The organism is Synechococcus sp. A18-25c, assembly GCF_014280035.1.
Classification (GTDB): domain Bacteria; phylum Cyanobacteriota; class Cyanobacteriia; order PCC-6307; family Cyanobiaceae; genus Synechococcus_C.
Genome location: NZ_CP047957.1, coordinates 1018871 through 1045391, shown reverse-complemented (window position 1 = coordinate 1045391; position 26521 = coordinate 1018871). Strand labels below are relative to the sequence as shown.

Annotated in this window: 28 protein-coding genes; 18 read left to right on the top strand and 10 right to left on the bottom strand. The window is 58.2% G+C overall.

Translation table 11 applies throughout. The annotated features are described in order from the left end of the window. Positions 1–2: 2 nt before the first annotated feature. A complete protein-coding gene (locus SynA1825c_RS05710; protein WP_186470672.1) occupies positions 3–4436 on the bottom strand; it encodes a translocation/assembly module TamB domain-containing protein in 4434 nt (1477 codons plus the stop codon). Between the two features lie 64 nt (positions 4437–4500). Between SynA1825c_RS05710 and SynA1825c_RS05705 the strand changes: the two genes are divergently transcribed. The 13 genes from SynA1825c_RS05705 (at position 4501) to SynA1825c_RS05645 (ending at position 14510) form a co-directional block, all read left to right on the top strand. Further along, the gene (locus SynA1825c_RS05705) at positions 4501–4944 is read left to right on the top strand and encodes a Ycf51 family protein (RefSeq protein ID WP_186471051.1); all 444 of its coding nucleotides are present in this window, start codon (positions 4501–4503) and stop codon (positions 4942–4944) included. Next, a complete protein-coding gene (locus SynA1825c_RS05700; RefSeq protein ID WP_186470671.1) occupies positions 4941–5345 on the top strand; it encodes a DUF4332 domain-containing protein in 405 nt (134 codons plus the stop codon). The genes SynA1825c_RS05705 and SynA1825c_RS05700 overlap by 4 nt, the downstream gene beginning before the upstream one ends. Positions 5346–5411: 66 nt before the next feature. Then, complete coding sequence (locus SynA1825c_RS05695) at positions 5412–5699, top strand: hypothetical protein (protein ID WP_186470670.1); 288 nt, start codon at positions 5412–5414, stop codon at positions 5697–5699. Continuing rightward, on the top strand, positions 5689–7311 hold the full coding sequence (locus tag SynA1825c_RS05690; protein WP_186470669.1) for a CocE/NonD family hydrolase: 1623 nt from the start codon (positions 5689–5691) through the stop codon (positions 7309–7311). Before SynA1825c_RS05695 ends, SynA1825c_RS05690 begins: the two co-directional genes overlap by 11 nt. 23 nt (positions 7312–7334) lie before the next feature. Continuing rightward, positions 7335–8081 (top strand): DUF3887 domain-containing protein, encoded by a 747-nt coding sequence (locus SynA1825c_RS05685; protein ID WP_186470668.1) that lies wholly within the window; start codon positions 7335–7337, stop codon positions 8079–8081. A 69-nt stretch (positions 8082–8150) separates the two neighbouring features. Then, positions 8151–10448 (top strand): 1,4-alpha-glucan branching protein GlgB, encoded by a 2298-nt coding sequence (gene glgB, locus SynA1825c_RS05680; protein ID WP_186470667.1) that lies wholly within the window; start codon positions 8151–8153, stop codon positions 10446–10448. Positions 10449–10546: 98 nt separating this feature from the next. Beyond that, a complete protein-coding gene (gene hemE, locus SynA1825c_RS05675; RefSeq protein WP_186470666.1) occupies positions 10547–11605 on the top strand; it encodes a uroporphyrinogen decarboxylase in 1059 nt (352 codons plus the stop codon). Next, on the top strand, positions 11602–12624 hold the full coding sequence (locus tag SynA1825c_RS05670; protein WP_186470665.1) for an NAD(P)-dependent oxidoreductase: 1023 nt from the start codon (positions 11602–11604) through the stop codon (positions 12622–12624). The genes hemE and SynA1825c_RS05670 overlap by 4 nt, the downstream gene beginning before the upstream one ends. 19 nt (positions 12625–12643) lie before the next feature. Continuing rightward, positions 12644–13003, top strand: coding sequence for a plastocyanin (petE, locus tag SynA1825c_RS05665; protein ID WP_186470664.1), 360 nt, complete (start codon positions 12644–12646; stop codon positions 13001–13003). Positions 13004–13128: 125 nt separating this feature from the next. Beyond that, entirely contained in the window at positions 13129–13491 is a 363-nt protein-coding gene (locus tag SynA1825c_RS05660; RefSeq protein ID WP_186470663.1) for a c-type cytochrome, read from the top strand. Further along, positions 13488–13715, top strand: a complete 228-nt coding sequence (locus tag SynA1825c_RS05655; RefSeq protein WP_186470662.1) for a Nif11-like leader peptide family natural product precursor — start codon at positions 13488–13490, stop codon at positions 13713–13715. The genes SynA1825c_RS05660 and SynA1825c_RS05655 overlap by 4 nt, the downstream gene beginning before the upstream one ends. A gap of 19 nt (positions 13716–13734) precedes the next feature. Further along, on the top strand, positions 13735–14277 hold the full coding sequence (locus SynA1825c_RS05650; RefSeq protein WP_255478461.1) for a hypothetical protein: 543 nt from the start codon (positions 13735–13737) through the stop codon (positions 14275–14277). A gap of 65 nt (positions 14278–14342) precedes the next feature. Beyond that, entirely contained in the window at positions 14343–14510 is a 168-nt protein-coding gene (locus tag SynA1825c_RS05645; protein ID WP_186470661.1) for a hypothetical protein, read from the top strand. Between the two features lie 35 nt (positions 14511–14545). On the opposite strand, the gene SynA1825c_RS05640 is transcribed toward SynA1825c_RS05645, so the two are convergent. After that, positions 14546–14851 (bottom strand): hypothetical protein, encoded by a 306-nt coding sequence (locus SynA1825c_RS05640; RefSeq protein ID WP_186470660.1) that lies wholly within the window; start codon positions 14849–14851, stop codon positions 14546–14548. A gap of 59 nt (positions 14852–14910) precedes the next feature. Here SynA1825c_RS05640 and SynA1825c_RS05635 point away from each other — a divergent pair, with 59 nt between their 5' ends. Next, positions 14911–15075: a hypothetical protein gene (locus SynA1825c_RS05635; RefSeq protein WP_186470659.1), complete on the top strand. Its 165-nt coding sequence runs from the start codon at positions 14911–14913 to the stop codon at positions 15073–15075. Between the two features lie 368 nt (positions 15076–15443). On the opposite strand, the gene SynA1825c_RS05630 is transcribed toward SynA1825c_RS05635, so the two are convergent. From SynA1825c_RS05630 to SynA1825c_RS05610, 5 genes are all read right to left on the bottom strand, one after another. After that, complete coding sequence (locus tag SynA1825c_RS05630; protein ID WP_186470658.1) at positions 15444–15596, bottom strand: hypothetical protein; 153 nt, start codon at positions 15594–15596, stop codon at positions 15444–15446. A 297-nt stretch (positions 15597–15893) separates the two neighbouring features. Next, on the bottom strand, positions 15894–16265 hold the full coding sequence (locus SynA1825c_RS05625; protein WP_186470657.1) for a transposase: 372 nt from the start codon (positions 16263–16265) through the stop codon (positions 15894–15896). A 116-nt stretch (positions 16266–16381) separates the two neighbouring features. After that, positions 16382–16663, bottom strand: a complete 282-nt coding sequence (locus SynA1825c_RS05620; protein WP_186470656.1) for a DUF3104 domain-containing protein — start codon at positions 16661–16663, stop codon at positions 16382–16384. Positions 16664–16835: 172 nt separating this feature from the next. Then, positions 16836–17120 (bottom strand): hypothetical protein, encoded by a 285-nt coding sequence (locus SynA1825c_RS05615; protein ID WP_186471050.1) that lies wholly within the window; start codon positions 17118–17120, stop codon positions 16836–16838. A 266-nt stretch (positions 17121–17386) separates the two neighbouring features. Next, the gene (locus tag SynA1825c_RS05610) at positions 17387–17596 is read right to left on the bottom strand and encodes a hypothetical protein (RefSeq protein WP_186470655.1); all 210 of its coding nucleotides are present in this window, start codon (positions 17594–17596) and stop codon (positions 17387–17389) included. Positions 17597–17738: 142 nt separating this feature from the next. On the opposite strand from SynA1825c_RS05610, the gene clpB reads away from it, so the two are divergent. Then, a complete protein-coding gene (gene clpB / locus SynA1825c_RS05605) occupies positions 17739–20354 on the top strand; it encodes an ATP-dependent chaperone ClpB (protein ID WP_186470654.1) in 2616 nt (871 codons plus the stop codon). Positions 20355–20369: 15 nt separating this feature from the next. On the opposite strand, the gene SynA1825c_RS05600 is transcribed toward clpB, so the two are convergent. The 3 genes from SynA1825c_RS05600 to SynA1825c_RS05590 form a co-directional block, all read right to left on the bottom strand. Continuing rightward, positions 20370–20849, bottom strand: coding sequence for a 6-carboxytetrahydropterin synthase (locus tag SynA1825c_RS05600; protein WP_186470653.1), 480 nt, complete (start codon positions 20847–20849; stop codon positions 20370–20372). Between the two features lie 173 nt (positions 20850–21022). After that, on the bottom strand, positions 21023–22471 hold the full coding sequence (locus tag SynA1825c_RS05595; RefSeq protein WP_222930030.1) for a prolyl oligopeptidase family serine peptidase: 1449 nt from the start codon (positions 22469–22471) through the stop codon (positions 21023–21025). A 696-nt stretch (positions 22472–23167) separates the two neighbouring features. Beyond that, complete coding sequence (locus tag SynA1825c_RS05590; RefSeq protein WP_186470651.1) at positions 23168–23335, bottom strand: hypothetical protein; 168 nt, start codon at positions 23333–23335, stop codon at positions 23168–23170. A gap of 189 nt (positions 23336–23524) precedes the next feature. Between SynA1825c_RS05590 and hisIE the strand changes: the two genes are divergently transcribed. The 3 genes from hisIE (at position 23525) to SynA1825c_RS05580 (ending at position 26496) form a co-directional block, all read left to right on the top strand. Beyond that, the gene (gene hisIE, locus SynA1825c_RS05585; protein WP_186470650.1) at positions 23525–24193 is read left to right on the top strand and encodes a bifunctional phosphoribosyl-AMP cyclohydrolase/phosphoribosyl-ATP diphosphatase HisIE; all 669 of its coding nucleotides are present in this window, start codon (positions 23525–23527) and stop codon (positions 24191–24193) included. 254 nt (positions 24194–24447) lie between these two features. After that, on the top strand, positions 24448–24573 hold the full coding sequence (locus tag SynA1825c_RS13610; protein ID WP_255478460.1) for a hypothetical protein: 126 nt from the start codon (positions 24448–24450) through the stop codon (positions 24571–24573). Positions 24574–24915: 342 nt separating this feature from the next. Further along, the gene (locus SynA1825c_RS05580; RefSeq protein WP_186470649.1) at positions 24916–26496 is read left to right on the top strand and encodes a hypothetical protein; all 1581 of its coding nucleotides are present in this window, start codon (positions 24916–24918) and stop codon (positions 26494–26496) included. Positions 26497–26521 lie beyond the last annotated feature (25 nt).

Below are 26521 nucleotides of genomic sequence, written 5' to 3'. Positions count from 1 at the left end.
ACTCAGAACCGGAAGAACAACTGAAGTTGGCTTTGCCAGGTGCCCTGGGTATCCACGGACCCGGATGCACTGAGATTGGAATTGATCTGGTACGTCAGGGTGCCCTGAGGAGGAATGTCATTGCGATTGGGGGCCGCCAGAACCGAGAAATCAAAGCGGTCCGTTACAGCAACGCCGATATCGGTAACCAGCGCCAGCTGTGGAGGCACCTGACCCGAGATGCGCTCGGATTCACTTTGAACCACTGGCGTCACGTAGGTGGGATAAAGAGCGAATTGCAGCCGCTGGCTGAAGGCATCCGTGAGTGTGCCCAACACCGGCGACAGCAGCGATTGGCCAAGAACGGCTGCAATCGCCGTCCCAGCACCGGCACCCGACAATCCAGCCAGAGAGTTACCACCAATCAGGGCCATCAATTGGGGCTGAGAGAGAGCCGGTGTGCTGCGCAGCTGAATGTTCTGCGCTAAGCGATCGGCAGGTCCAGTCGCTAACAGCAGCACCTTGATCAGCCGCAGTTGTCCGCCCGCGCCCAGATTTCCCAGCCCGTTGGAATCAAACACTGTGGTGGAGAAGGCATCGTTCTCCACCGGAAGCGTGACGTTGTCTGACACCCGCGTGGTCATAGCAACATCCACGTAAGGGATTAAGCCCATGGATGGCGTAAACACCGCCACGTTGGAGGCCCGAGGATCGAGGGTGAAGGTGGTCGTGAACATCGACACCCGTCCGGACAAAAGCTGCACCACCCCGCGCAGTTCCAGGTTGGGATCGAAAGCCCCGTTCACCGTCAGCAGACCTCGGGTCTTGAACGTGGCAAAGAAGGGGACTTCCACCCGCAACTTGGGACCGAAGGACACGCGCAGATCGCGGAATCCAATGAAAGGAAGCTTGGGCATCGCGGCCTTGATCGAACGGCTGGTGTCCGCTTCGACTTCAGCGCCCTGCAAGACCAAAGGCTCATTGAAATTCCATTGCTCTTCCAGCAACGCTTCCACGGTGGTGGCCGTTGCCTCACCTCCAGCCTCGGCGGTCTTTGCTGGCGGTTGATCCTGATCCGATGCGGAGGAATCACGGGTTACCTTGGTGCGACGCGGCTTGATCGCACCGTTGCTGATGTCCAACTGGCCCCCTATCTGGGGGTTCACCAGAGCACCCGTCACGATCAGGTCAGCACCGACTTCCACATCAGCCACCGGCACCTTGATTCTGGCCTTGTCCAGCTGGAGGCGTAACGGCTCTGGCTCCAAAGCTGGTTTCAACAGCGACAGTGCACCACTGCCAATGAGCTGACCGCCTGACGCGAACCAACCGGTGAGCGACTGCACCTCAAGGCGGTCGAAATCAAACAGGATGGAGCCATTGACCTTGGAGATGGTCTGCCCCTGGGCCTCAAAAGCGCCGTCCTTGATCACCACATAACCATTGGCCTCGGGCGATCCGAGCGTGCCGCCCAGCAACAGGCGCAGATCCACTTCCCCTTCGTTCCAGGTGACCACATCGTTGGTCAGACCGGTCAGGAAGCGCAGCCCATCACCCAAGCTGACAATCCGCAGATCAAGGGGCTGATCCGCGATCAACGGAATGCGACCAGTCACCGTCACCGGCTCGGACGATGACTGGGATGTAAGAGACAGATCCAGCGTGAGGGCCTGATCTTTCAGCAGCACCTGGCTGCTTTGGAATTCAATCGGGTAGGCCCCAACCTTGGCGTCCTCGAGCACAAGCTCACTGGTGATCTCCGAATTGGCACCGTTGAGCCGGTAGGCGCCACGCAGGCCGAGAGCACCCTGAAGCGCCGCGGGCATTGGTGCGACCAGCCCCATTAGCGCAAAGGGCAAATGCGCCAGCGAAAACCGGCCCTCGCCACCCACCAGAGGGCCTTCAAGACGGGCCGTGAACGGCTTGACCTGCAAGGCATAGTCCGCGTCGTCTCCCTCGATCCAGAGATGCCCCCGAGCCTTGAGATCGATGTTGAGATCTGCAATCTCAGGACCCTGGAGATCAATGACCGCGTCCAACTGACCCCTGAGATCCTCGAGATGGAAGGGCTCGATGTCGCGATAGTCGGTCTTGGCCTTGAGCAGTGCTTCACGCGCATCTCCCAGGGCACGCAGCTGACCATCCAGCGTGCCGCCGAAAGTGTTCACGAGAAGCGTCCCTAGATCCGCCGCAGTGCCTTTCACGAGAGGCAGATCTTGATTGAGCTGCAGCAAGCTGAGCACACTATTGCTAAGCCAGCGGGCACTAACACCCCGAGCAACGGTCTGCGCCTGAACAGCTCCGCCAATGCGGCCTTCACCCTCCAGCGTGATCTGTCCCGTATCGGGAGGCAGCAGTTCACCGGTCAGGCTGTAGCGACGATTGATGTAGCGACCGCTCAGGAGGATCTGCTGCAGTTGCACACCCATCAGGCCTGGACGACTGAGCGTGAGATCTGCCTCCATTGCCAGGGGCTGCAATCCCAGCGAGCCCTGGCCACTCAGCAAGCCATAAACGCCTTCCCAACGCTGCCTGGGCGGCAACGCCAGCTCCAAACCATCCACAGCGAAGTTGGTCGCTGTCCAGCGGTAGTCCGCCAGTGTGCCTTGCAAACGCAGCTCACCGTTGCGGCGGCGAAGCCGCACGTCAGCGGGAAGCCAGTCAGAACCGAACTGAGCGTCCAACCCTCCTGGAATGACAGAACCGACTGAGGCCATGGACAACACGCCACCGCCACCGGATTGACCCTCAAACCGACCGCTCCAGTCCTCCATCAAGCGCAGTGCACCGGCGCGTGGATGAACCACAGCGATCTGCAGATCCGGGCGCAAGGCATCGAGGGGACCACTGATCTCTCCGGAAGCACTGAACGTGCCATCCATCACGGTCCCCAGCAGAGGACCAATCCGCTCCAGTGGGTAGGCCTCCAGCTGCAGAGACGCTTTCAAATCTCCGGTCTTGATTCCACCGTTGGCCAAAACCAGGGGAAGCTGTGCCTCGGCATTCAGTTCGGGGCTGCGCCATTGCTCCAGACGCAGCAGACCGGATTGAGCCGTCCATCCACTCTTGAGCGACCAGTCCTGAAGCAGTGGATTACTGGTCTGCCGCAGGCTGAGTGCCACTTCGGGTTGGACGCTTTGACCTTGCAGGGTCAAGGCACCGGACACAGGAGCCGTTGTTCCTAGGAGCTTGGGCACCAGAGGCAGGCGTTTCCAGGCTGGACCCGCCAACTGAAGCTGCTGGGTGCTGACGTTTAGCCGAGGATGCAACGCACCCTTGGCCTCCACCACGAGTCCGGGAGCCCTGAGGTCAAATTGATCGAGCGTGGCCGTCCATCGCGGCCCCTCACGCCAGTCGGCCTGGAGCTCAGCACCGAGCTGCAAGGGGCCATCCAGCGGGATCGATGACGGCAAAGCCCAGCGGCCATCTACGCGAACACGGGGCTGATGCCAAGCGCCGTTGAGCTGAAAGGCCAAGCGGCGATCTTGATTGGGCTCCTCCAATGCCCCCTTCAGATCAAAGGAGCGGTTGAGACGCACGCTGCCACCAAAACGGGCTTGGTAGGGCCCGTAGACCCAACGGCTTGTGGGCACTGAGAGCTGATCACCAAGGCAACTGAGGCGCAGTTGCGGGGACTGGAGGGCATGGTCCAGGGGTTCACCGCTGAACGTCACATCCACCAGCGAGAGTCCGCCTTCGCAGTGGGCGCGGCCATCGCGCCAGGCGACGCGCACCTGGCCACCAAGCTGTCCCTTGAACTGCGCTGGGAAATTGTCAGGCAGCAGGCTTTGATAGAGGCCAAGCTGCAGACGTTCCACCCGCGTGCTGAGTTCCACTTCGGGTTGATCCCAGCGCCCCTCTCCCCGAACCATCACCCTGCCTCGATCGGGAAGCATGAGCTGAAAAGACGCCTTTGCACGACTCTCATCCAGCTGGATGCCACTCCAGCCAGCCGCGGAGACCGTTAAGTCGCCTGGTGCAAGTCGAATCCTGGCCGGATCAACCAAGCGCACTTGCAGATCAAGACGCGGTGGGGATCCTCCCTGCGGCAGGGGACCAGGGACCCAATAAGCCCCTTGAGCATTGCGCTGCAATTCCAGCTGAACGCCCTGAACCCTGACGGGGAGGACCGGACGCAGCCGCAACAGGCTCTTCAGCGGGTTGAAGCCGATGCTCAGGCGCTCGATGGCTGCGGTGGATTGATCGGCAGATCCCGCTTCCACTGCAATGGGACCGAAACTGATGCCCTGTAGACCCAGTCCCCGATAGCGACCGAGGCTGACCGGGTGGCCAAGCGGTTCGGACACCCGCGTTTCGAGAAGGGGGCGAAGACGTTGGAATTGCGTGGCGATCACCCGATCGGCCACGAGCCAGAGCGTCCCACCTCCAATCAGGCTTCCTCCCAGAAGGGAAAGAAGAAGCTTCTGTCTCTGCGTGACGATTCCGCCTCGACGCATCGCTGCCCGTCAACAAGCCCGAGGTCGACGCAATATAAAGACCACACTCAAAGCACACCAGCCCATGCCGCTCGAGGACCTACTCGAAACCGCCACAAGCTGGCTCGTCAAAGGCGGTGCCGTGTCTTTGGTGATCACGCTGGTGGCTTTCATCGCCAAATGGGGACTGCGTTTCCGCCTGGTGGGGGTCACCAGCTTCACGTTCGTTCTGGCGATCAGCTGCTGGGCCTTCGGCCTCAGTTACACACCCACCGTCAGGATCGAGGGCGCCCTCCGGGCTCCAGTGGTTTTCGACAACGGCGATGATCTGATCGTGGCTCAGGCCAGCGCGGACTTTCCCCGTGAAGCGATTGAGCCAACGCTTCAGCAACTTGCCCAGAACGTGCGTCCCGGAGGTCGTGGCAGCGCCGAAGTGACCGTTCGCCTGCGGCAGCTGCAGCCCGCTGGTGACGGAGCGTCGAAGCCAGTCGTTCTCGGCGAGACCACACGAAGCTTCTCCGCCGGATGAAACCGGATGAACAGCTGCATGACCTGCCGCAAAACCTCCGCTATGAGCGCGATGCTCTCCAAGCAGCAGGTCTGACCAGTTGGGGACAGGTCCGCGAGCTGGATGAGGTTCGGATCAGCCGTCTCGCCGCCTCGGGGCGAGCGACAGCCCGCAACCTCAAGCGTGTGAAAGGCATGGCCGATTTGGTCTGTGCCCTCGACCTAGCCCCCGCCGACGCCGCTCTGTTGATGCATGCCGGGCTGGCCACAGTGGCAGCCATCGCAGGGTCCAGCCCTCAGGACGTGGTCAACCGCACGGGACGGCTGGAGCGGCAGCTGCGGAGCGGCCGGCCTCCGGTGGTCGACCTGGCTGTCGCGCGGCGCTGGATCCGTCTTGCGCAAGACAGGCAAAACACGAACTGACCGCCAACCACGGCCAAGGCCGTCTCATCAGTTTCAAATGAGGATAGTTTCGGACGGAGGTTCCCGATGCGCTCCCTCCACAACCTGTGGCTAGCGGCCCTGACAGCGGTTGCATCCCTGCTCACCCTCAGCACGCCGACGCAAGCACAGTCGTCTTTGCTGGAAAGCGTCAAGCGCAACCCCAGCGAGGCACGAGCGCTGTGTCAGCAGTTCATGTCGTTCAATGCGCGAGGCGAGTCCGCCCTTTCTCCTGAATCGATCGCCTTGGTGGCCGGTCAGCGCAACCTCAGCAACACCGATGCTGAAATTGTGGTGACTTACGCCATCGGCATCAATTGTCCGGATGTTCGCTGACGCGAATCTGACGACCCAAGACGGCACGACCCTCGTGTCCAGGCTTTGGCGCCCTCAGGGTGAGGGCCCTTGGCCAACCCTGCTGATGCGTCAGCCCTATGGCCGGGCCATCGCCTCCACCGTCACCCTTCCCCATCCCCAGTGGTGGTGCCGGCATGGGTTTCTGGTGGTCGTTCAGGACGTGCGCGGCCAAGGCGATTCGCAGGGATCCTTCGTTGGCTTCTCGCAGGAAGCGAGTGACACCGCCGACACGCTCACCTGGTTGCGTGCACTGCCGGAGGTCAACGGTCGAATTGGCCTCTATGGCTTTTCCTATCAAGGTCTCACCCAGTTGCTGGCACCGGAGGACTGTCCACCACCGGACTGCATGGCACCGGCGATGTGTGGCCTGGATGAACGCAATCACTGGAGCTGCGAGGGGGAGGCGCACTGGTGGCATCTGGGGTTGGGATGGGGGCTGCAACTGGCGGCCCTGCAGGCGCATCGCCGTGGCGACCAGGCGCACTGGGAGGAGATCCGCCGCAGCCTGGAGGACGGCAGCTACCTGCGGGACGGCCTGCGCCTTTTGGAACAGCACGACCCGCATGGCATGGCCGTGCGCTGGTTGCATCAGTCAGCGCACGATGCGTCGGCTTGGATCCAGCATTCCGTGCCTGAGCGCTGGTTGCAGACACCCATGCTGCTGCTCGGCGGCTGGTGGGATCCGCATTTGCGCGGCTTGCTGGATCTGGCGGAACGGTCCCGCGCCGTGGGCGGCCAACCGGATCTGCACATCGGTCCAGCCACTCATCTCCAGTGGTGGCCGCAAAGCAGCAGCCTTCTGTTGAGCTTTTTCCAGCATCACTTGCAGGATCACCCCTCAACGACTGCCGGTGAGGGCAGCGCCGCCACCGGTGTGCACCTCTGGGACCAGACCAGCGCCTGCTGGCAGGCCTTCCACACCACCAATCCAGCCGACCAGCCCAGTGCGGGTAATCCTCGCTGGACCTTCCGAAGCGCAGGCCTGGCCTGCCATGACCCCAGCGAGGGATCGTTGATCAGCAATGGAGCCAACGGCAGTGGCAAGGTCGTGATCGTCCATGACCCCTGGCGGCCCGTCCCGGCGATCGGTGGCCACCTGAGTCCGACCGCAGGCCCTGTCGATCGGGCATCTGTTGATCAGCGAAGCGATGTGGCGCTATTCACCAGTGCTCCGCTCGGTCAAAGCCTCCAACTGAGCGGCAGGCCGATGTTGCAGCTGGTCGGCTTTGCCGATCAACCCGGCTTTGATCTGTGCGTGGCCCTTTCACGATTGCCCGCTGGCTCCGAGTCTGTTCAGCAGCTGAGCACAGGTGTTTTACGAACCATCGGTCAGAACGCCCTCCATCCCCGGACCCTGACGCTGGAATTGCAGGCGCTGCATGCCAGCTTGAACCCTGGTGACCGCCTGCGTCTATCCATTGCAGGGGCCGCCTGGCCGGCGATTGCCGTGAATCCCGGTCATCCAGACGCTCCTTGCGGCGCACCCACTGCCGACTGCCGCGTGATCAGCATCGAGTTGCAGCTGGACACAGCGCACTTGCAGATGCTGCCGCTGCTGTTGCCCCAGACCGGTCGGACTCCGGCAGACTAACGGCGCTTACTTTGTCGATTGCCGTGAAGCTCACCCCCTGTCTTCTGGCCGCAGCCCTGGCCACCTGCACGGTGGAGCTCATCCCCGCGGCGAGTGTCAAAGCCGATCTTCACGTCGCCCAGGCCGAGAGCTCAACACGCACCACCCTGACAGCGGCACGGGCCAATGCGTCAGCCAGTGCGCTGCTGAGAGCGATTCAGACGCGTGACGCCCAGGCGATTTACGACCTTCTGGCGCCACCCCTGAAGTCTGCCAGCAGCGTTGAAGCAATCGGCGAGCGACTGAAACGCGCACCGGTCATCGACTCCTTCCGTGTGGTGGAAATCAACCCAGGTCTCGACGACACCACCGTTGACACGGTGACCGTGACCAATGAAGGAACCCGGGAAGTCCCCCTGATCCTGGTGCTGGATGACGACGGCAAACTGCTGGCTTGGAAATGGGTCGGCACGCTGCTGCCGATCGAGCAAACCGCACTCAACTTCGTCAAGGATCTCCAAGACGGTCGCTGGATCGCAGCGCGCTACTACTTGGATCTGGAGTTCCAGAAAGAAATTTCACCAGCCGACCTGGAACGCAAATGGTCGAAGCTGGAGCGGGTGCTCGGGGGGATGAAGCACGTCAAAAGTGCGCTTGTAGCCAGCCAGGGCAGCGAGCAGCAACTGGTTCTGGTGACAATTGAATTCGGCAAAGTGACTGACAACCTCTTTGTGATCTTCAACAGTCAGGGGCGGATCATCAACGTCGACTTCTCAGCGGATCTGGTCTGACTCCCTGGCATGGAGGGAGTTTGAGGGAATTTTCCGCTTAAGCTCCCGCCCAATTGAATGTCAGACGGCATGCCCAGCACGGTGCTCGACTGGATGGTTGAGGACGCGCAGCGTCTCGCAGAATGCCGACACGACCACCCCTTCTCCATTCTCGGCCCCCAGCCTTTGGAGAACGGCACCTGGGTGATCCGGGTTTGGATGCCTGAAGCGCAGCGGGTCACCCTGCTACTCAGTGGACAGGAGATCGCCATGGCGACCCCTCACCACCCCTGGATCTTCGAGGTCGAGCTGCCCAAGGATCCCGATTGCCACTACCGGGTCCGGGTTGAACGCGGAGGCATCACCCACGAACAGAGCGACCCCTGGGCCTTCCGAGAAGAATGGATGGGGGAGATGGACCGCCATCTCTTCGCTGAAGGCAACCATCACCACATCTGGCGCAGGATGGGTGCCCATCGCTGTGAGCGGGCTGGGGTCGAAGGCGTGATGTTCTGCCTTTGGGCACCCAACGCTCTCAGCGTGAGTGTGATCGGCGACCTGAATTCCTGGGATGGACGTCTGCACCCGATGCAGCAACGCGTCGGAGGGATCTGGGAACTGTTCGTTCCAGGCCTGCCCGAAGGCCATCTCTATAAGTACGAGATCCGCACCCAGAACGGTCACTGCTACCAGAAGGCCGATCCCTACGGCTTCCAGCACGAGGTACGGCCAGACACCAGTTCCATCGTCAGTCATCTGGATGGATTCCAGTGGAGCGACTCCAGCTGGATGCAGACACGCGACAGCAAAAATGCTCTCGACCAGCCCATCTCCGTCTATGAGATGCATCTGGGCAGCTGGATGCATGCCTCGGCAGACGAGCCGTTTCTCGAGGCCGATGGCAGCCCCCGCGCACCAGTACCTGCGGCAGATCTCAAACCAGGGGCCCGACTGCTTACTTATTCGGAGCTGGCCGACCGGCTGATCCCCTATGTGAAGGAGCGGGGTTTCACCCACATTGAATTGATGCCGATCACCGAGCATCCATTTGATGGGTCCTGGGGATATCAAGTCACTGGCTGGTATGCGCCCACCAGCCGCTACGGAACACCCGATGAATTCCGCGCCTTTGTCGATCGCTGCCATGCGGAAGGCATCGGCGTGATCATCGACTGGGTTCCTGGTCATTTTCCCCGGGACAGCCATGGCCTGGCCTTCTTTGATGGCTGCCACCTCTATGAGCACGCTGACCCGCGCATCGGCGAGCACAAAGAATGGGGAACGCTGATCTTCAACTACAGCCGCAACGAAGTGCGCAACTTCCTCGTGGCCAATCTGGTGTTCTGGTTTGACCAGTTCCACATCGATGGCATCCGAGTGGATGCTGTCGCATCGATGCTCTACCGCGACTATCTACGGCCTGACGGGGAATGGCTTCCTAACGAGAACGGCGGCCGAGAGAACACTGAAGCCGTTCGCTTTCTCCAGCAGGCCAATCACGTGCTCTTCCAGCACTTCCCTGGAGCTCTCTCCATCGCGGAGGAATCCACCACCTGGCCGATGGTGACGCAACCAACGGATATCGGAGGTCTGGGATTCAACCTCAAATGGAACATGGGTTGGATGCACGACATGCTCGATTACTTCGAGCTCGATCCCTGGTTCCGGCAGTTCCACCAGAACAACATCACCTTCTCGATCTGGTACACATACACCGAAAATTTCATGCTTGCCCTGAGCCACGATGAAGTGGTGCATGGCAAGAGCCACCTTCTGCACAAAATGCCAGGTGACGACTGGCAGAAGTACGCCAACACCCGTGCGTTGCTTGCGTACATGTGGACGCATCCAGGCAAGAAAACCATCTTCATGGGGATGGAATTCGGCCAGCGTGCTGAATGGAACGTGTGGGGAGATCTGCAGTGGGATCTGCTCAATTTCGAGCCGCATCAGGGTCTGCAGCGGATGGTTGGCGACCTCAATGCGCTTTACAAGTCAGAACCGGCGCTGTGGCGTGATGACTTTGATCAATTTGGCTTCCAGTGGATCGACTGCAATGACAATCGCCATTCCGTGATCAGCTTCATGCGTCGAGAGAGCGCCAGCGGCACCTGGCTGGTGGTCGTCGCCAATTTCACACCGCAAAGCCACTCCCACTACCGCGTCGGCGTTCCGCTTTCCGGCTTCTACGAAGAGATCTTCAACTCCGACGCAGCCAAGTACGGCGGCAGCAACCTGGGCAACATGGGTGGAAAGCCCACTGACGAATGGGGCATTCACGGCTATGAGAACTCTCTGGATCTCTGCTTGCCGCCGCTCAGCCTGATGGTGTTCCGCCACGATCCCAAGCGCAGTCTCCTCCCCCAGTCGTCAACAACCGAGGTCTAACAACAGCCTCCATGTGACGAACAGCTCAGCGTGGCGAGAAACCTGGCCGAGAGCACGGACTCTTCAGGTAGGTTTCCGAATGACCTGAATTCGGCTTGATGAGCGACTCTCTGCCTCTGCTGCTGCGCGCAGCCCGCGGTGAAGCGGTGGAGCGTCCTCCGGTGTGGATGATGCGCCAGGCCGGGCGCTACATGAAGATCTACCGGGACCTGCGGGATCAGTACCCCAGTTTCCGCGAGCGCTCGGAGAACCCGGATCTCTCCTACGAGATCTCCATGCAGCCGTTCAACGCCTTCAAGCCTGATGGCGTGATCCTGTTCTCTGACATCCTCACGCCCCTGCCAGGCATGGGCATCGATTTCGACATCATCGAGAGCAAAGGGCCCCAGATCGGCGATCCCATTCGCAGCATGGCCCAAGTGGAGGCCCTGCACGCTCTTGATCCGGCTGAATCCATGCCCTTCGTGGGTGAGGTGCTGGGTCGTCTACGCCAGAGCGTCGGCAATGAAGCGGCCGTCCTCGGCTTCGTCGGTGCCCCCTGGACCTTGGCCGCTTATGTGGTGGAAGGCAAGAGCAGCAAGAACTACGCCGTGATCAAGGCAATGGCGTTCCAGGAGCCGGCGATCCTGCACAAGCTGCTGGACCACTTCGCCGAATCAATCGCTAATTATTTGCGTTACCAGATCGATTCTGGAGCCCAGGTGGTGCAGATGTTTGATTCCTGGGCAGGGCAGCTCAGTCCAGCGGACTACGACACGTTTGCTGCGCCTTACCAGAAAAAGGTTGTCGATCTGGTCAAGCAGACCCACCCCGACACCCCGTTCATTCTTTACATCTCCGGCAGCGCCGGTGTGATTGAACGCATGGCGGCAACCGGCGTCGACATTGTCTCCCTCGACTGGACCGTTGACATGGCCGAAGCGCTGGCACGCCTGCCGGAGCACGTCGGCGTTCAGGGCAACGTGGATCCTGGCCTGCTGTTCGGCACACCCGAAGCGATCCAAGCGCGCATCGATGACTGCGTGCGCAAAGCCCGCGGCCGCAAGCACATCCTCAACCTTGGTCACGGCATTCTTCCCGGCACTCCTGAGGAGAACGGTGCCGCCTTCTTCAAGGCCGGTAAGAGCGTCATGGACCGCGTGGGTGCTCTCGCTTGAGCCAGGCCTCAACCCCGGCGCGCATCCTGATCACCGGCGCCAGCGGCTGCGTCGGTCAATACACCACGGCCTGGCTGCTCGAGCACAGTGATGCGGAATTACTTCTTTGGCTCCGAGATTCGGAGAAGCTGACCGCGATTCCTGCGGATCATCCGCGGGTGACGCTCTTAGTCGGCGACCTGAGGGATACCGCCCGGTTCGCCGCCGAGTTGGCCACCGTGACACGCGTGATTCACACGGCGACGGCATGGGGTGACCCTGAACGAGCGCAGCAGGTGAATGTGGTGGCGGTGAAGCAGATGCTGAGCTTGCTAGATCCTGATCGGATCGAGCAGATCACCTATTTCTCAACCGCGAGCATTCTTGACCGGCATCTTCAACCTCTGCAGGAAGCCCTGGCCTACGGCACGGAGTACATCCAAACCAAGGCCCAATGCCTCAAGGATTTGGAAGAACATCCGCTCGCAGAGAAGATCGTTGCTGTGTTTCCAACGCTGGTGTTTGGCGGTCGCGTCGACGGCACCAGTCGCTTCCCGACGAGCTACCTCACCGAAGGCCTGGCGGAAGCGAGCAAATGGCTTTGGCTGGCACGGTTCTTGCGAGCCGATGCCAGCTTCCACTTCATCCATGCCGCAGACATCGCTGCCATCTGCGGTCATCTCGCCACCACACCGCACCAGCGCAATTCGGAACCCGGTCAAGGCGCGGTGCGCCGCATTGTGATGGGTCAGCGCGCCATCGGTGTGAACGACGCCGTGGCCACCCTCTGTCGCTGGCGTGGCGTGCGGCTGACCCCCGGCATTCCGCTCTGGCCGTGGCTGATTGAGACCCTGATCCGAGTTCTGCCCATTGAGGTCAACGCCTGGGATCGCTTTTCAATCCGGCAACGCCATTTCATCCATGACCCTGTGACCCAGCCGGAGCAGTTCGGGGGCAGCAGTCATGCTTCAGATCTTGAAGCCGTCCTACAGGATTCAGGACTTCCGCCACGAGGGCCCATATCCATGCGGTTTAATTGACTCATTCCCTTTAGATCCAATGCTGAAGAGTCTCAAAACCATTCTCAGCGCAGCCGTGGCTTTCGTGCTGGCCTGCTCCCTCGGCGTGGCTTCCGCCAACGCTGCAACTGTCGAAGTGAAGCTCGGCGCCGATTCCGGCATGCTGGCGTTTGAGCCCAGCAGCGTGACCATCAAAGCGGGTGACACCGTCAAGTTTGTGAACAACAAAATGGCGCCTCACAACGCCGTTTTCGAAGGCCACGATGAGCTGAGCCATCCTGATCTGGCCTTCGCACCTGGCGAATCCTGGGAGGAAACCTTCAGTGAAGCTGGCACTTACGACTACTACTGCGAGCCCCATCGCGGTGCTGGCATGGTTGGCCAAGTGATCGTTGAGTGATTCTCTCGATCACCGCCTTTTTCTTCAAATCACCATCTTCAGATCTCAGAGAGTGAATCATCTCGCTGAGATCTTTTCTTATGGCCGTCGATCGATAGTGTTGAAGCAGTGTTGATCAGCAAACGATGCTGAACCCCTTCCCTGTGTTGGCCTTGATTCTCAGCCTATGCATCGGCTTGATGACGGCCCTTCCAGTGACGGCAGCTCTGGATGCTGACGTCGAGCATGGGGCACAGCTGTTTTCCGCCAACTGCGCGGCTTGCCATATGGGTGGTGGCAATGTGATTCGCGCCAGTCGAACCCTCAGCCAGCAGGATCTCCAAGCCCACCTGGAGTCTTACCTGCAGGACCCAATCGAAGCTATCGAGACCCAAATCGAAAATGGCAGAAACGCCATGCCGGCCTTCGAGGGCAAGTTGAGCGCCACCGATATCGATGACGTCGCCGCCTTCGTAGAACGCCAAGCGGAGAAGGGTTGGTCGCGATGAGCCAAGAAGGACTGCGTCGCTTCGTTCATGCCCTTGAACACAGCGCATCCCTTCGCCGAGAGCTCGCAATCTGCAACGATGATGCTGAAATTGTCGCGTTTGCGAGACGGCTTGATTTCGCTGTTTCAGCCTCCGATCTGATCGAAGACGCCCAGAGCTCATCACTGGATGGCTGGTGGAAGCGCAGTGCACTTGGCCTCCGCCCCGGCGGAGACACAGACTGACGTTTTCAAAACGTTGGCGATGTCTGTGGTCACCCTGCTGAGCGACTTCATCGATGGCACGTCCATGGCGCTGAGTGAACACACCGATCAGCCATCACTCAACGACTACATGACCTCAGCGGCTGGGCAATTGTGGGCGGGAACGCAACAACGACGTCTGCGACGAAACCTGACGCGTCAACGGCGCGGACCAGGCACCTTGTTTTTTGCGCCGAACGACAAGGCCAACGCCAGTGTGACGGCCTACCTGCAGAGTGAAACGGGCTCAAGCCAGGAAGCCGCGTGGCAGGAGCGCATGCAGCAACAAGGTGTTGAAATCGCTCCCCACGTGGGAGATGCGCACGAGCGTCAGGTCTTGGTCAAGGGGGAATCAGCGCCCGTTGATCCGTCAAGCAAAAGCGCAAGGGTTCGGCTGAACGACGACGACAGCGGGGGCACTCCGCGTGTCAGCAGGAAGACCCGCTTGCCTAGCTGGGGAACAGGTCTTCCATTCAGACAGGGAGCCACGTTCACGGGATGCAGCCATATGCGTAGCAGTTGCTACATTTTAAACTTCCTTTAAGGATTGGCCACGCTCTCCCCGCATGAGACCACGAGCGCCGACAATTCACCCACTTCCAAGGGGCCATGCACGATTCCGTTCACAACCGCCGCGGAACCAGCCTGAAATGGGAAAGCAATGGTGAACTGGCAGGTGCAGACCTGCGCAACATTCTTCAGCGCCTGAAAGAGGTCGATCCCAATGCCCAGGGGATCAACCAGTGTGATCTCACGGATCGGCCCAATCGAGATTGAAGTGGTCTAGGACAGCCAAGCGCCCAAGCGCCGTTTCAACGCAGTTCAGCCATGCGATCGACGCTCGACCCGATGCACTCCACCTGGAACGCTTCCATCCCTTGGGCGTCGGCGCCCGCACGCAACCGATAGAGATAGCCGTTCACCCAGGCTGTTTCCGAGTTGTTGATGTCATGACCACGATCCAAAAAGCCCGGTTTCTGCTGAAACAGATGGAGAAGGATGGCCAGCACATCACTTGGCGAAAGACACTCGGGGTCAATGAGCGGTAACTGATCCCTGATCTCGAGGAAGGAAATCTCCGCGTCGTAGTCGAAATCTTCGGGGACAACAACAGCCATCAATCGCGCTCTGGTGCTGGGATGGTAAGGCGGACAACTTGCTGACCCCACCGAAAACCATGCCCAACGACACGAAAGACAGCCGGTACTGGAACGATGAGATTGCCTTTTTAACGGCTCGGTTGAATGGGGAACATGGGGACATCGACCGCGACGACAGGGCTGCCTGCGAAGAAGCCCTGAAGGCTGCCAAAACAAATTTGGCCGGCAACCATCCGCGCTGACGCCTCTCAAGCCCAATGGCTCAGCACGTCTGCCTACCGATGAGCTGGAGAAACGAAGCTCTGGCGCTTGGCAAACCATTGCTTGCGAGGCCTTGAGGCTCCTTTCAATCGAATGGACTCCGAAAGCAGCCTTGCCGACAAGGACTTCTGCCGGCCTTCCTGATCTCGCCAGTACTGCTGAATGGTTCGTGGCCAATACTCAGACACCTGATCCAGCTTGGGGACTTTTTCACCGGAAATATTGATCACAGGCATACGACCACTCCGTTCTTGGGCTGATGTTCAATCGATAGCCAGAGCCAAGCGCTCTGGCAGGTACCAGCAACAACGATCAATCAATCCGCGTGGGCGATCGGTTCACTGCAACCTCAGTCGGCAACTTCCGATGCTGTCGGATTGGGCTCCAGATCGCACTGGGGATTGTGCTCGTGGTATTGGGATGGCTCCCGCATCGCCCAATATTCGTCGACCACGCCGAGCAGATAAGCACTCAAGCGCTGCCACCAAGGCTTCTTGTTCATACCGCGATGCCAACAAACACCCCTCCTTGGACATTGTTGCCACGGCTTGTCCCCAATGCACAGGGCTGAACCGAAGGCTCACCAGAGGAGAGCCCACATGATGCGCCCATGGCTGAGAAAACGGCACCAACGCGTGATCACACATGTGCAACAGACACCTGGCCTCTCGGATCAACAGACTCTCTGGCTGACCTTGTTGAAGGGCATCGTGGTTGGAGTGCTGCCTGACGCGGTCATCCTCAACACATCAGGTCACTCCCTCAAACACCGGGAAACGTCATCTCCAATGACTGCCCGTCATTGCGAAGCCTTGCATTGCTGACACATCGCGATTTGGTTCTTGTGGCCATCTGAAAGTGTCAACAAATAGGGATCAACATCAAATTCATAGCCACAATCACAAGCCACGTGATAACGAAGCTTCTTTGACTTCACGAGCTGCTTGATCAGAGTTATTTTTCCATAGATCTGCCCAGGCTTGAATCGCTCCAACTTTTTACCTTCACCACCAACTCGACTCACTCGCGCCTTCACAAGCGCATTACGCACGGAATGTTCACTCCCTCGCCCCACAATCTTGGCGATTTGAGCATGGGAACGACCTTCTTCGAGGTAAAGACGTTTGATCTCTTCCACTTCTCGCGCCGTAAATCCAGACTTGCTACCCATCGACCGGCTGCTCCATTCCGGAAAGACCAGATTTCATTCTCTCAGACGTGAAGCAGGGCAGTGCTTGCTGGAATGCATCCGTACCAATGATTGCAAACATCCAGCAGAACAAGCTCTCAAGACACAGGAACAAGAGGAACCATTTTGGTGGCGTCCATGCCAGCAAGCACCAAGCGTGTTGCATGCTCAGCATCCACCGATCGAAGTTCACCCGTGTCGGCATCCTTCACTTCAAACATCGTGGTGCCATGAATGCACTGGGAACGATGAGTACAACGAACAATCCACCCCATCCACCAATCTGTATCTGAAGGGTCAGGGTTGGGCGTGGATTGCACTAACACCAGATCACCAACTTTCAAACCAATGAACGGTGGACGCTTTCCTTGCAAAGGCATTGCTCTCCATCAGAACTGACAAGAGCCTCACACTTGAGTCAATGCCGAAGGCATTGATGAATTTTTAGGGTGGACTGAAACAGCAGTCCATAAGCAATAGGACTTACTAAGCAACGGAAAAATCCATCAGCTGTTGAACACCAATGGCCGATCACAGGATGAAACACCCCTTTCAGCGCAGCCTCAAGGGAGACACACGACCAACACCCACCTGGCCCTTGGCTGCGGCGGCCACCAACCTCCCCAGGTCAGCCTGGCTAAGGGTCTGGCTTCCATGAACCTTCAGGGTCGTCCAGTCAAATCGTGGCATCTGCGGAGCTTGTGCCTCCGCGTTTTGAAGCAGAGACGTCGCCACTGAGCTGGCATCCTCTCCCTCCCGATCGCTGAGAAACACCACTTGGGCCAGGGTTGGGACGTCGACATCGCCGTAGGCCAAGGTCACCAGATAAGCAAACATTGCTGCGTCGCTCAAAGCGGTCTTGCTGGATTCCTTGGAAGTTTGACGCTTGAAGGAGAGCCATCAGAACGTGCAACCCGAGGTGGGTCTCAACGGTGACGGTTCCATCCATGAGCTTCTTAATCGTTCAACAGAACAAGCAGCCGACAAGCGGCAGAGAAGCGAAGAACATCGTCCCTTTTTCGATCACATCCAATGCTTTGGAACATGACTGTCTCGCATTGAGTACCCCAGCAGGGTCTTGCGATGGGTCTCTGCCCTCGGTGTCACTGGCGAGCGGCTGTCAGCACTGCGATGTACAACTCCTCATCCACCTCCCGGATGTCGTACTCCGTCGGCAACGCAGCATGATGATGCTCGTGCACCACGGTCCAGCACATCCGCTCAAGATCGGAAGGCGTCGGACCATAAAGCTCACGAACACGCGCCACCAGTCGCAGCACCAGGCTCGGATCCACAGTGTTGACCTCGGACATCACGTTGCAGCGTGTGCGGTGGACCCTACCGATCCAGACCGGTTGACCGCATCAGGGTGTGGAGGCCGAACCCCAAGGGATGGGTCCTCCGGACCTCACAAGCTGCAATCACCCATACGGTTGTCTCAGCACCAACGGAACCATGCAACCCACGGCCGAACAATTCACCGAAAAGGCCTGGGCCGCGATCCTTTCGGCCCAGAACCTGGCCCAGAAGCGACGGCATCAGCAGCTGGAAACGGAACATCTGCTGCTGGCCCTTCTGGAGCAGGACGGTCTGGCCAACCGCATTCTTGAGAAAGCCGGAGTCAGCCCCACAACCCTCCAAGACAGTGTCGAGAGTCATCTCTCCCAGCAACCATCCCTGCAGACACCGCCGGAGTCGGTGTATCTGGGGAGCGGCCTGAACGGTCTGCTCGATCGCGCCGAGACACTGAAACAGGCCTACGGAGACAGCTACATCTCCATCGAGCACCTGTTGCTGGCGCTGGCCGAGGATTCCCGCTGCGGCAAACGACTGCTCAGCCAGGCGGGTGCCTCGCCGAAAACCCTCAAAACCGCGATCGATGCCGTGCGTGGAAGCCAGACCGTGACCGATCAAAACCCAGAAGGAACCTACGAATCCCTGGAGAAATATGGCCGCGATCTCACCGCCGCTGCCCGTGATGGACAACTGGATCCCGTGATCGGCAGGGATGAAGAGATCCGCCGCACCATCCAAATCCTCAGCCGACGCACCAAGAACAACCCGGTGCTAATCGGCGAACCGGGTGTCGGCAAAACCGCCATCGTGGAGGGGCTGGCTCAGCGGATCGTCAATGGCGATGTCCCGCAAGCCCTACAAAATCGTCAGCTCATCGCCCTCGACATGGGCGCTCTGATCGCAGGTGCCAAGTATCGGGGGGAGTTCGAGGAGCGCCTCAAGGCCGTCTTGAAGGAGGTCACGTCCTCCGACGGCCAGATCGTGCTGTTCATTGATGAGATCCACACCGTGGTGGGAGCCGGCGCCACAGGCGGAGCCATGGATGCCAGCAACCTGCTCAAACCCATGCTGGCCCGCGGTGAACTGCGTTGCATCGGCGCCACCACGCTGGATGAACACCGCCAACACATCGAAAAGGACCCAGCTCTGGAGCGCCGCTTTCAGCAGGTCATGGTCGACCAACCCACTGTTGAAGACACGATCTCCATCCTTCGTGGTCTGAAAGAGCGCTATGAGGTGCATCACGGCGTGCGCATCGCCGACAGCGCTTTGGTGGCCGCTGCTGTGCTCAGCAGTCGCTACATCGCCGACCGCTTTTTGCCAGATAAGGCGATCGACCTGGTGGATGAGTCAGCCGCGCGGTTGAAGATGGAAATCACCTCCAAACCGGAGGAGATTGACGAGATCGATCGCAAGATTCTCCAACTGGAGATGGAGAAACTCTCTCTCGGCCGTGAATCCGATGTCGCCAGTCAGGAGAGGTTGGAGCGGTTGGAACGCGAACTCGCTGAACTCGCTGAACAGCAGAGCACCCTGAATGCCCAGTGGCAGCAGGAGAAAGGCGCCATCGACGAACTCTCCAATCTCAAGGAAGAGATCGAACGCGTGCAACTGCAGGTGGAGCAAGCCAAGCGCAGCTACGACCTCAACAAAGCGGCAGAGCTGGAGTACGGCACTCTCACCACCCTGCAGAAGCAGTTGACGGACAAAGAAACGGCCCTGGCTGGAGATGATGAGTCGGTCCAGGAGAAATCGCTGTTGCGGGAGGAGGTCACTGAAGACGACATCGCCGAAGTGATTGCCAAATGGACGGGGATCCCTGTTGCCAAGTTGGTGCAATCGGAAATGGCCAAACTGCTGGGCCTTGAAACCCAGCTGCACGACCGCGTCGTGGGGCAGCAGCAGGCCGTCACAGCCGTGGCCGATGCCATTCAGCGTTCACGCGCCGGTCTGAGTGATCCCAACAGACCGATCGCCAGCTTTCTGTTTCTCGGGCCCACGGGTGTTGGGAAAACGGAGCTCTCCAAAGCCCTGGCGGCGCAGCTCTTTGACAGTGAAGAGGCCATGGTGCGCATCGACATGTCGGAATACATGGAGAAGCACACTGTCAGTCGTCTGATCGGAGCCCCTCCGGGCTACGTGGGTTACGAGGCCGGCGGTCAGCTCACCGAAGCGGTGCGTCGCAGGCCCTACGCCGTGATCTTGTTCGACGAGGTGGAGAAGGCACACCCCGATGTGTTCAATGTGATGCTCCAGATCCTCGATGACGGCCGCGTCACCGATGGGCAAGGGCGCACCGTGGATTTCACCAATGCGGTGCTGATCCTGACCAGCAACATCGGCAGCCAGTCAATTCTCGATCTCGGGGGCGATGACGACCAGCACGACGTGATGGAGCGGCGAGTCAATGAGGCCCTCCGTGGCCATTTCCGACCGGAATTTCTCAATCGCCTCGACGATCAGATCATCTTCCACAGCCTCAGGCGGGATGAGCTACGCCAAATTGTCAGCCTGCAGGTGGAGAGGCTGCGCAGCCGTTTGATGGAACGCAAACTCGATCTGAACATCAGCGACGGAGCCACCGACTGGCTGGCGAACGCCGGTTACGACCCGGTGTATGGCGCACGTCCACTCAAGCGGGCGATTCAGCGCAAACTTGAAACCCCCATTGCCAAAGCCATCCTTGCGGGACGGTATGTCGACGGGGCCACCGTGAACGTGGATGTGGAACCAGTTCAGGGAAGCGACGAGCGGGAGGAGCTGGTGCTTCGCTGATCACTAACGTTGCCGTCATGGCTGCGTAGCGGAAAACCATTCCGGCAGGGCTTCATAACAGGCTCCGTTGGCTCGGTTCTCCCGGGCCTCCACCTTCCAGCAACAGGAGCGACCACCATCGCGCTCCCTCAATAGGGTGTTGGCCCAGCCCCACACCAACTGGGCAGAGGCTTCCATGCCCACGTTGTCCATCACCCGCAAATCCAAAGCATCCTGGGCATGCAGTGTCTGCCACTGCTCCATCAGCGGGTCGTCAGCATTCACAAGAAACGTGTGATCAAACTGGTCACGTAATTGTTTCTCCAGAGGCCTGAGGCTGGAGAAATCCACTACGAAACCGCAAGCATCCAACGCAGTGGCGGCAAACCAAAACGTGAAACTGCGGCTGTAACCGTGCACAAACCGGCAATGCCCAGGGTGCTGCCACTGCCGGTGACAACAGGGGTAGTCCTCAAACTGCTTGCTACAGGTATGACCAGCGGGAGGCAGAGGCATCAGGCGGAAGAAGGAGAGGCAGTGCAAGACGACTCTGCCTGTCGACATCTCCATCTTGATCCGTTCGGAGGATCAGAGCCGTCGATGGGAGCTCAGGCCACTCTCCATGGATCACAGCGAGATCAGGGTTCCAGGGTTCAAGGAAAACAACATCACCCAACCACATTCAGTCGTTAATCCGCGGGCAAATAACGCCCATACCAATCGAGCATCCTTTGCATCAGATCCAATTGATTGTTGCGGTCTACGAATCCATGACCTTCTCCTGGATAAAGGACCTTCAACGTCGTCACCCCAGCATCTTCAACCGCGCGATGCATTTCATGGACCTGACCAGGGGGCGTGCGGTAGTCGCTGTCACCCCCATAAAACATCACAGGCGTTGTTACTTGAGCTGCATGCTTAAGAGGAGAGCGTTGCCAGGCGAGCGATGGCTCAGCAAAAGGTGGTTCACCAAGATGAACTCTTAAATACACAGGATTGTCAGTCGTTCCATAAAAGCTGATCAGATTCGAAAGGATTCCACCCGAAACAGCCGCCTTAAATCGTGGGGTCTGTGTGATACTCCAAGAACTCAGATAACCCCCATAGCTATAACCACCAACACCCAAACGATTAGGATCAGCAAATCCTTGCGACACCATAGCGTCGATCCCACTCATTGCATCCTCATAGTCAATTCCACCTAAATCTCCTGTATTGGCATTGGCATAATCAACTCCAGCCCCCAGTGAACCACGAACATTTGGGAAAAAAGCGATATAGCCAAGGGCGGCTAATTGCTGACCCCAATCGGTGAAACCGTCTGACCAACCAATTCTCCATGCCGATGTTGGACCGCCATGGAGAATCGTCACCATCGGGTAGCGACGACCTTCCTGATAGTCAAGAGGTAGAACGAAGAATCCATGCACCGTGTGACCATCATCTGGATTGCGCCATTTCACCTCACGCACATCGCCAAAGCGAATCGCATCAAACTGCGGATTTAAACGCGTCAGCTGTTTGGATGTCTGGTCCTCACCAATCAACCAAAGATCAGGTGATGTTGAAGGTGAACCCTTGAGGAACACAACACGACCTGACTGATCGTGGATGGTGTAGCTGTTCTTAGCAAACACATTGACACCCGTCGGGCTTAAGCGCTCGATCGCACCTGTCTCTCGATCAATCTTGGCGAGAGACATCTGATTACCTTCCAACAATTGACCGTACAGAAAGCGAGAATCAGCAGACCAACGTGTGTCTGCGATCGTCGCTTTGATGCCATCCAACACAATCTGCGTGTGACCGTCGGTGGCTGAGATCAATGCAGGTGACCAAGCATCGCCAGGGGAAGGACTCCAAACATCCACATGGATGAGTTCGCCATCGGGAGACCACAGCACTGGGGAGTCCCAGCCGATGCGATTGGTGAAACGACGCGCCACTTCACCAACAGAGGGATCGAGGATCACCAACTGTCTGGCACTGACTAAATCCGAGACCTTGGCACTGGGAGAGGACAACGCGGCAATTCGCGTCCCGTCCGGGGACCAGTCAAAGTCGATCACATTCAGATCCGAAGGTGAAATCCGTCTGAGATCTCCCCCCAAAACAGACACTTCAAACAGCGCTGTCAACGGCTTGGGACGACTCGAGAGCTGGGGACCCGTTACGGCATCACCGGGATCGTCCGCTAACAGAAACGCGAGAGTGCGGCCATCTGGGGCCCAGCGGAATCCGGAGACATCGCCGGTCACGCGCGTGAGCTGTCTTAACTCAGTGCCGTGCGGGTCCGATAGATAGATCTGCGTCGAAGACGGATCCCCATCAGCGTTGTTGCGCTTGGAGAGGAAGGCCAGTGTCCCGCCATCGGGGGACCAGCGAGGTGACCAATCCTTCTGGGGACTTGCAAGCCAGCGTTGGGGAGCCGCACTGCCGTCGGCAGGCATTTTCCAAAGATCGTGATCACCACTCCAGGGTTGACCTTCTTTTCGAGGACCTGGTTCTTCCAGAACAAAAACCAGTGTTTGACCGTCAGGTGAAATCTGCGGGCTGGAGGCCTCTCGGGTGGTGAAAAAGTCAAAAGGCGTGACCGCCCTTCGATTCGAGGCTGACGAGGCACTGATCAAAGTGCTCCCCACCAGAACCAGACCAGCGCCAACCAGAAGTCGCTTGAGATGGGCTGGCATTGCAACGTTGGAAGCGCTGCTGTCAACGTATCGATGGCAGTGGGGCTTGCCCATCACACGAGACAGGCACCTTCGCTGCACTAAAAAATCACACCCAAAGCCATTCACCAATACGACATCGGATGCCGTCGAACTCAGGCGGCCTCACTTGGCCGCTGCGTCAGCCTCGTCTTTACGCAGTTCCCGCAGGAAGCGACGACGCTGAGGTGACTCCAATCCAGTGATTTCACTGGGCGCCTTCTCGGGTCTTGAATGTTGGCGTTTAGGGCTGTTGCACACCATCAGGGAGGGGTGCATTCCTCGTCGGCTCATTGCAATCGTTGTAATCGGAAGATCCCGCGGACATGACTTCGCGGTTTTAATACATCATGCGTAAGGAATATGAATCAGTTTGTCGTCAGATTGACCGTTGGAGCAAGTCAGTCCACTGCAAGGAACAAGGGCCTTTGAACCGCGCTGCGCGAGGATCACTGCAACCTCGTTTGCGTGCGCGACGGCTTGATGCAGTCTCTCACCCCTGCCTTTATCGATCAGCTCCGCTTCAACGAAGCCGGCTTGATCCCCGCAATCGCTCAGGACTGGCTTGATGGTGCCGTTCTGATGGTGGCGTGGATGAATCGCGAGGCGCTGGAACACACCCTCCGCAGCGAAGAAGTCCACTACTGGAGTCGGTCACGACAGGAGCTTTGGCATAAGGGGGGTACCAGCGGCCACACCCAAAAACTGCGCGGAATCCGCTACGACTGCGACGCCGACGTTCTCCTGCTCACCATTGAACAGACCGGTGATGTGGCCTGTCATACCGGTGCACGCAGCTGTTTCTTCGAAGAGGAGGACCAGCGCAGCGAGGGCGGCGAACATGCGCTTCCTCCCCCAGCGGATGCCTGCACGGAGCTGATGCGGGTGATTGAAGCTCGACGCGACGCGCCTGAGGAAGGGAGCTACACCAACAAGCTGCTCGAGGGTGGCGACAACCGCATTCTCAAGAAGATCGGCGAAGAGAGCGCCGAGTTCGTGATGGCCTGCAAAGACAACGATGCTGACGAAATTGCCGGCGAAGCCGCCGACATCCTTTTCCACATGCAGGTCGCACTTGCCTATCACGGTGTGAGCTGGAGAAAAGTGCAGGCGGTGCTGGCGGCCCGTCGGGGGGCACCACGGCGTCACTGAAGCCGCGAAACATCCAGGATTGAGCTGTTCACCCATGGGCTGCATCGAAGCCGAGAGCGGCATGAGCCGACGACTCACGCCTTCAGTGGTGGTGGATGGCACAGCCTCAGTGCGCTCTACGGAATGATTGCGGGAGCCCTTGACGTTCTCGAGGACGAAGGGGAAAGCAGGACTCCTAACCGGCTTTTTGCGTGGGTGGATGCCATTTCCGCCAAATCAGACGGAGCCTGGGCGCTCAAGAAACCCAATCGGGCATGAACGCCATCACGGGCTCCAGCCATCTCGGCCAGGTGAAGCAAGCGTTCAAACAGCTTTCACGCTTTGGAGATTCCACCGAAACGGTCAGCGACCTGATCGACCTGATGTCAACTATTGGGTGATAACGACGAATGTCAGCGACTTGACGAAGCGACTTGTCGACGATCTCATCTTCACACCCGGACAAGACATCCCTTCAGGCAACTTCGTATCGACGGAGATGTTGGATGAGACGCGAAGGAAAAGCGCATCATCGGCACTGGATGAAGTGCCGTCCAGAGCAACGAGGGAGCCCTGCCACCACAACCACTCGTCGTAGACAGAAATCCACCGAGACTTTGGCCCATCAACAACATTGAGGCAGATGGAAGCAACTCAAGCTTTACCTAGCCGTCTAAGAATCAACACCCATACTCTGCAGCAAAGGTCAGATGGGCTAAGAAACTACAGCTTGGAGAAAGGATATGAGCCAAAAACTCGTTGCTTTTAGTGGTGGTGGCTGGCACAGCCTCAGCGCGCTCTACGGGATGACAGCTGGAGCCCTCGACGCGCTTGAGCAACGAGGCCAAACCAGAGACCTCAACAACCTGTTCGGCAACACCGATGCAATCGCAGCCAATTCCGGTGGCACCTGGGCTCTGACCACTCTGGCAAGCTCGACCGCGATCAATACAGCACTTCAATCAAAGTCGGGCACCGATGCCATCACAAACTCAGGATTTCTTGGGCAAGTCCGAGAGGCTTTCGAAAGGCTTCCTCAGTTCGGGCAAAGAAGCGTTGAACCGTTCATGTTACCTTTACTTTCAGACAAAAATGGGATCGATTTCAATTGGGAGAGATTAGTCAAAAAGCTTGTTTATGCACCAGCGGGTGACATACCAGTTGGTCAATTCACACCAGGAAGTCTGACGCGTTGGGCACAAAACAAGCACCTCATCTTCGCTACTGGTCTGAGCGCCATTCGAGCTAGAAATATTTTCGACAGGGCTTTGCCACCACAACCCATGATCGCCGCCAGAAGCGGCCTGTTCCCCCCACTCAACAATATTGAATCAGCAGCTCTCGCCAACAACATCCCCAACGACGCGCAGGTTATTCCATTATCGATTGAACTCAACAATAGTGCAGGAACGAATTCACTATTTCGAGTAACAGGAGCAGGAACAAATGATGTCAGAATTGATTACAACTCTGTTCGCGGTTTTCAGCGTTCAAGTACACGAATCCCTAGCAAGGGCGATGCGAGTCAACTTCCTCTCATAAGCCCTTCTGTCTACTCTTCTGCAGCTTTTGCAATCGGATTAAACGCACTGACCACACGCAACGCTGACAAACTCGCACCCATGGTTAGCCTCACACCACAAGGCCTAACCAATTATCCGAAAGCACCGCAAACGATAAGCGAAAGAGCTGGACACAGCACTGCCAAAGAACGAGGATTAGCTCGCACCTTGGATGGCTTGTTCATTGACAACACAGCCATTAGCTATGGCCTTTCAGCCTTGCAAAGCGATTCAGGCCTGGAGAATAATTTTCAAATCTCCGCATTCATCAACACTACAAACCGACTGTCAGACTGGGTCAATATCACTCTCAACGATGATGGAATTCTAAAACTTCCCTACGACATCACCATGCTGTTTGGATTCGATCAAGACGGCAACCCACTCCCCACCAACGACGGCTACCCAATCCCCAGTCTCCCTTTCACATTCACGCAACCGAATGCGGTTGTTTTCAATGCTGACTCTCTGACTGGGATTCCAGCTGATCCCAACTGGAGCTTCGAACCAAGCGACAGCAACGTGAGACTTGAGCAACGCACGATCAAGGTCACAACGCGCGACAACGAAACATTCGGCATCCCAGGCAAAATAAATGGCACCCTAAATCTATTCATATTTAGCAATCCGTCGTCCGACCCAATTGCTTACAACGGCAATATCCTAAATCAATACGACACAAACTTCAACAGCTTTCGCCAAGCCTTAAACAGCCCAGAGGGAGACTCGCTCATAGCCGATTCTTTTGCCTTCAATTACTAACAACAACAAATAATTTCTCCAATCA

Bases quoted from the DNA above. Each gene is read 5' to 3' on its own strand.
- SynA1825c_RS05640 (WP_186470660.1), bottom strand. From the start codon at position 14,851: ATGGCTGTTGTTGTCCCCGAAGATTTCGACTACGACGCGGAGATTTCC.
- SynA1825c_RS05710 (WP_186470672.1), bottom strand. From the start codon at position 4,436: ATGCGTCGAGGCGGAATCGTCACGCAGAGACAGAAGCTTCTTCTTTCC.
- SynA1825c_RS05655 (WP_186470662.1), top strand. From the start codon at position 13,488: ATGAGCCAAGAAGGACTGCGTCGCTTCGTTCATGCCCTTGAACACAGC.
- SynA1825c_RS05610 (WP_186470655.1), bottom strand. From the start codon at position 17,596: ATGTCCGAGGTCAACACTGTGGATCCGAGCCTGGTGCTGCGACTGGTG.
- SynA1825c_RS05625 (WP_186470657.1), bottom strand. From the start codon at position 16,265: ATGGGTAGCAAGTCTGGATTTACGGCGCGAGAAGTGGAAGAGATCAAA.
- SynA1825c_RS05590 (WP_186470651.1), bottom strand. From the start codon at position 23,335: ATGAGCCGACGAGGAATGCACCCCTCCCTGATGGTGTGCAACAGCCCT.
- SynA1825c_RS05635 (WP_186470659.1), top strand. From the start codon at position 14,911: ATGCCCAACGACACGAAAGACAGCCGGTACTGGAACGATGAGATTGCC.
- SynA1825c_RS05630 (WP_186470658.1), bottom strand. From the start codon at position 15,596: ATGAACAAGAAGCCTTGGTGGCAGCGCTTGAGTGCTTATCTGCTCGGC.
- SynA1825c_RS05700 (WP_186470671.1), top strand. From the start codon at position 4,941: ATGAAACCGGATGAACAGCTGCATGACCTGCCGCAAAACCTCCGCTAT.
- SynA1825c_RS05650 (WP_255478461.1), top strand. From the start codon at position 13,735: ATGTCTGTGGTCACCCTGCTGAGCGACTTCATCGATGGCACGTCCATG.
- SynA1825c_RS05690 (WP_186470669.1), top strand. From the start codon at position 5,689: ATGTTCGCTGACGCGAATCTGACGACCCAAGACGGCACGACCCTCGTG.
- clpB (WP_186470654.1), top strand. From the start codon at position 17,739: ATGCAACCCACGGCCGAACAATTCACCGAAAAGGCCTGGGCCGCGATC.
- hemE (WP_186470666.1), top strand. From the start codon at position 10,547: ATGAGCGACTCTCTGCCTCTGCTGCTGCGCGCAGCCCGCGGTGAAGCG.
- SynA1825c_RS05620 (WP_186470656.1), bottom strand. From the start codon at position 16,663: ATGCCTTTGCAAGGAAAGCGTCCACCGTTCATTGGTTTGAAAGTTGGT.
- SynA1825c_RS05705 (WP_186471051.1), top strand. From the start codon at position 4,501: ATGCCGCTCGAGGACCTACTCGAAACCGCCACAAGCTGGCTCGTCAAA.
- SynA1825c_RS05600 (WP_186470653.1), bottom strand. From the start codon at position 20,849: ATGCCTCTGCCTCCCGCTGGTCATACCTGTAGCAAGCAGTTTGAGGAC.
- SynA1825c_RS13610 (WP_255478460.1), top strand. From the start codon at position 24,448: ATGAACGCCATCACGGGCTCCAGCCATCTCGGCCAGGTGAAGCAAGCG.
- hisIE (WP_186470650.1), top strand. From the start codon at position 23,525: ATGCAGTCTCTCACCCCTGCCTTTATCGATCAGCTCCGCTTCAACGAA.
- SynA1825c_RS05645 (WP_186470661.1), top strand. From the start codon at position 14,343: ATGCACGATTCCGTTCACAACCGCCGCGGAACCAGCCTGAAATGGGAA.
- glgB (WP_186470667.1), top strand. From the start codon at position 8,151: ATGCCCAGCACGGTGCTCGACTGGATGGTTGAGGACGCGCAGCGTCTC.
- SynA1825c_RS05660 (WP_186470663.1), top strand. From the start codon at position 13,129: ATGCTGAACCCCTTCCCTGTGTTGGCCTTGATTCTCAGCCTATGCATC.
- SynA1825c_RS05580 (WP_186470649.1), top strand. From the start codon at position 24,916: ATGAGCCAAAAACTCGTTGCTTTTAGTGGTGGTGGCTGGCACAGCCTC.
- SynA1825c_RS05615 (WP_186471050.1), bottom strand. From the start codon at position 17,120: ATGTTTGCTTATCTGGTGACCTTGGCCTACGGCGATGTCGACGTCCCA.
- petE (WP_186470664.1), top strand. From the start codon at position 12,644: ATGCTGAAGAGTCTCAAAACCATTCTCAGCGCAGCCGTGGCTTTCGTG.
- SynA1825c_RS05695 (WP_186470670.1), top strand. From the start codon at position 5,412: ATGCGCTCCCTCCACAACCTGTGGCTAGCGGCCCTGACAGCGGTTGCA.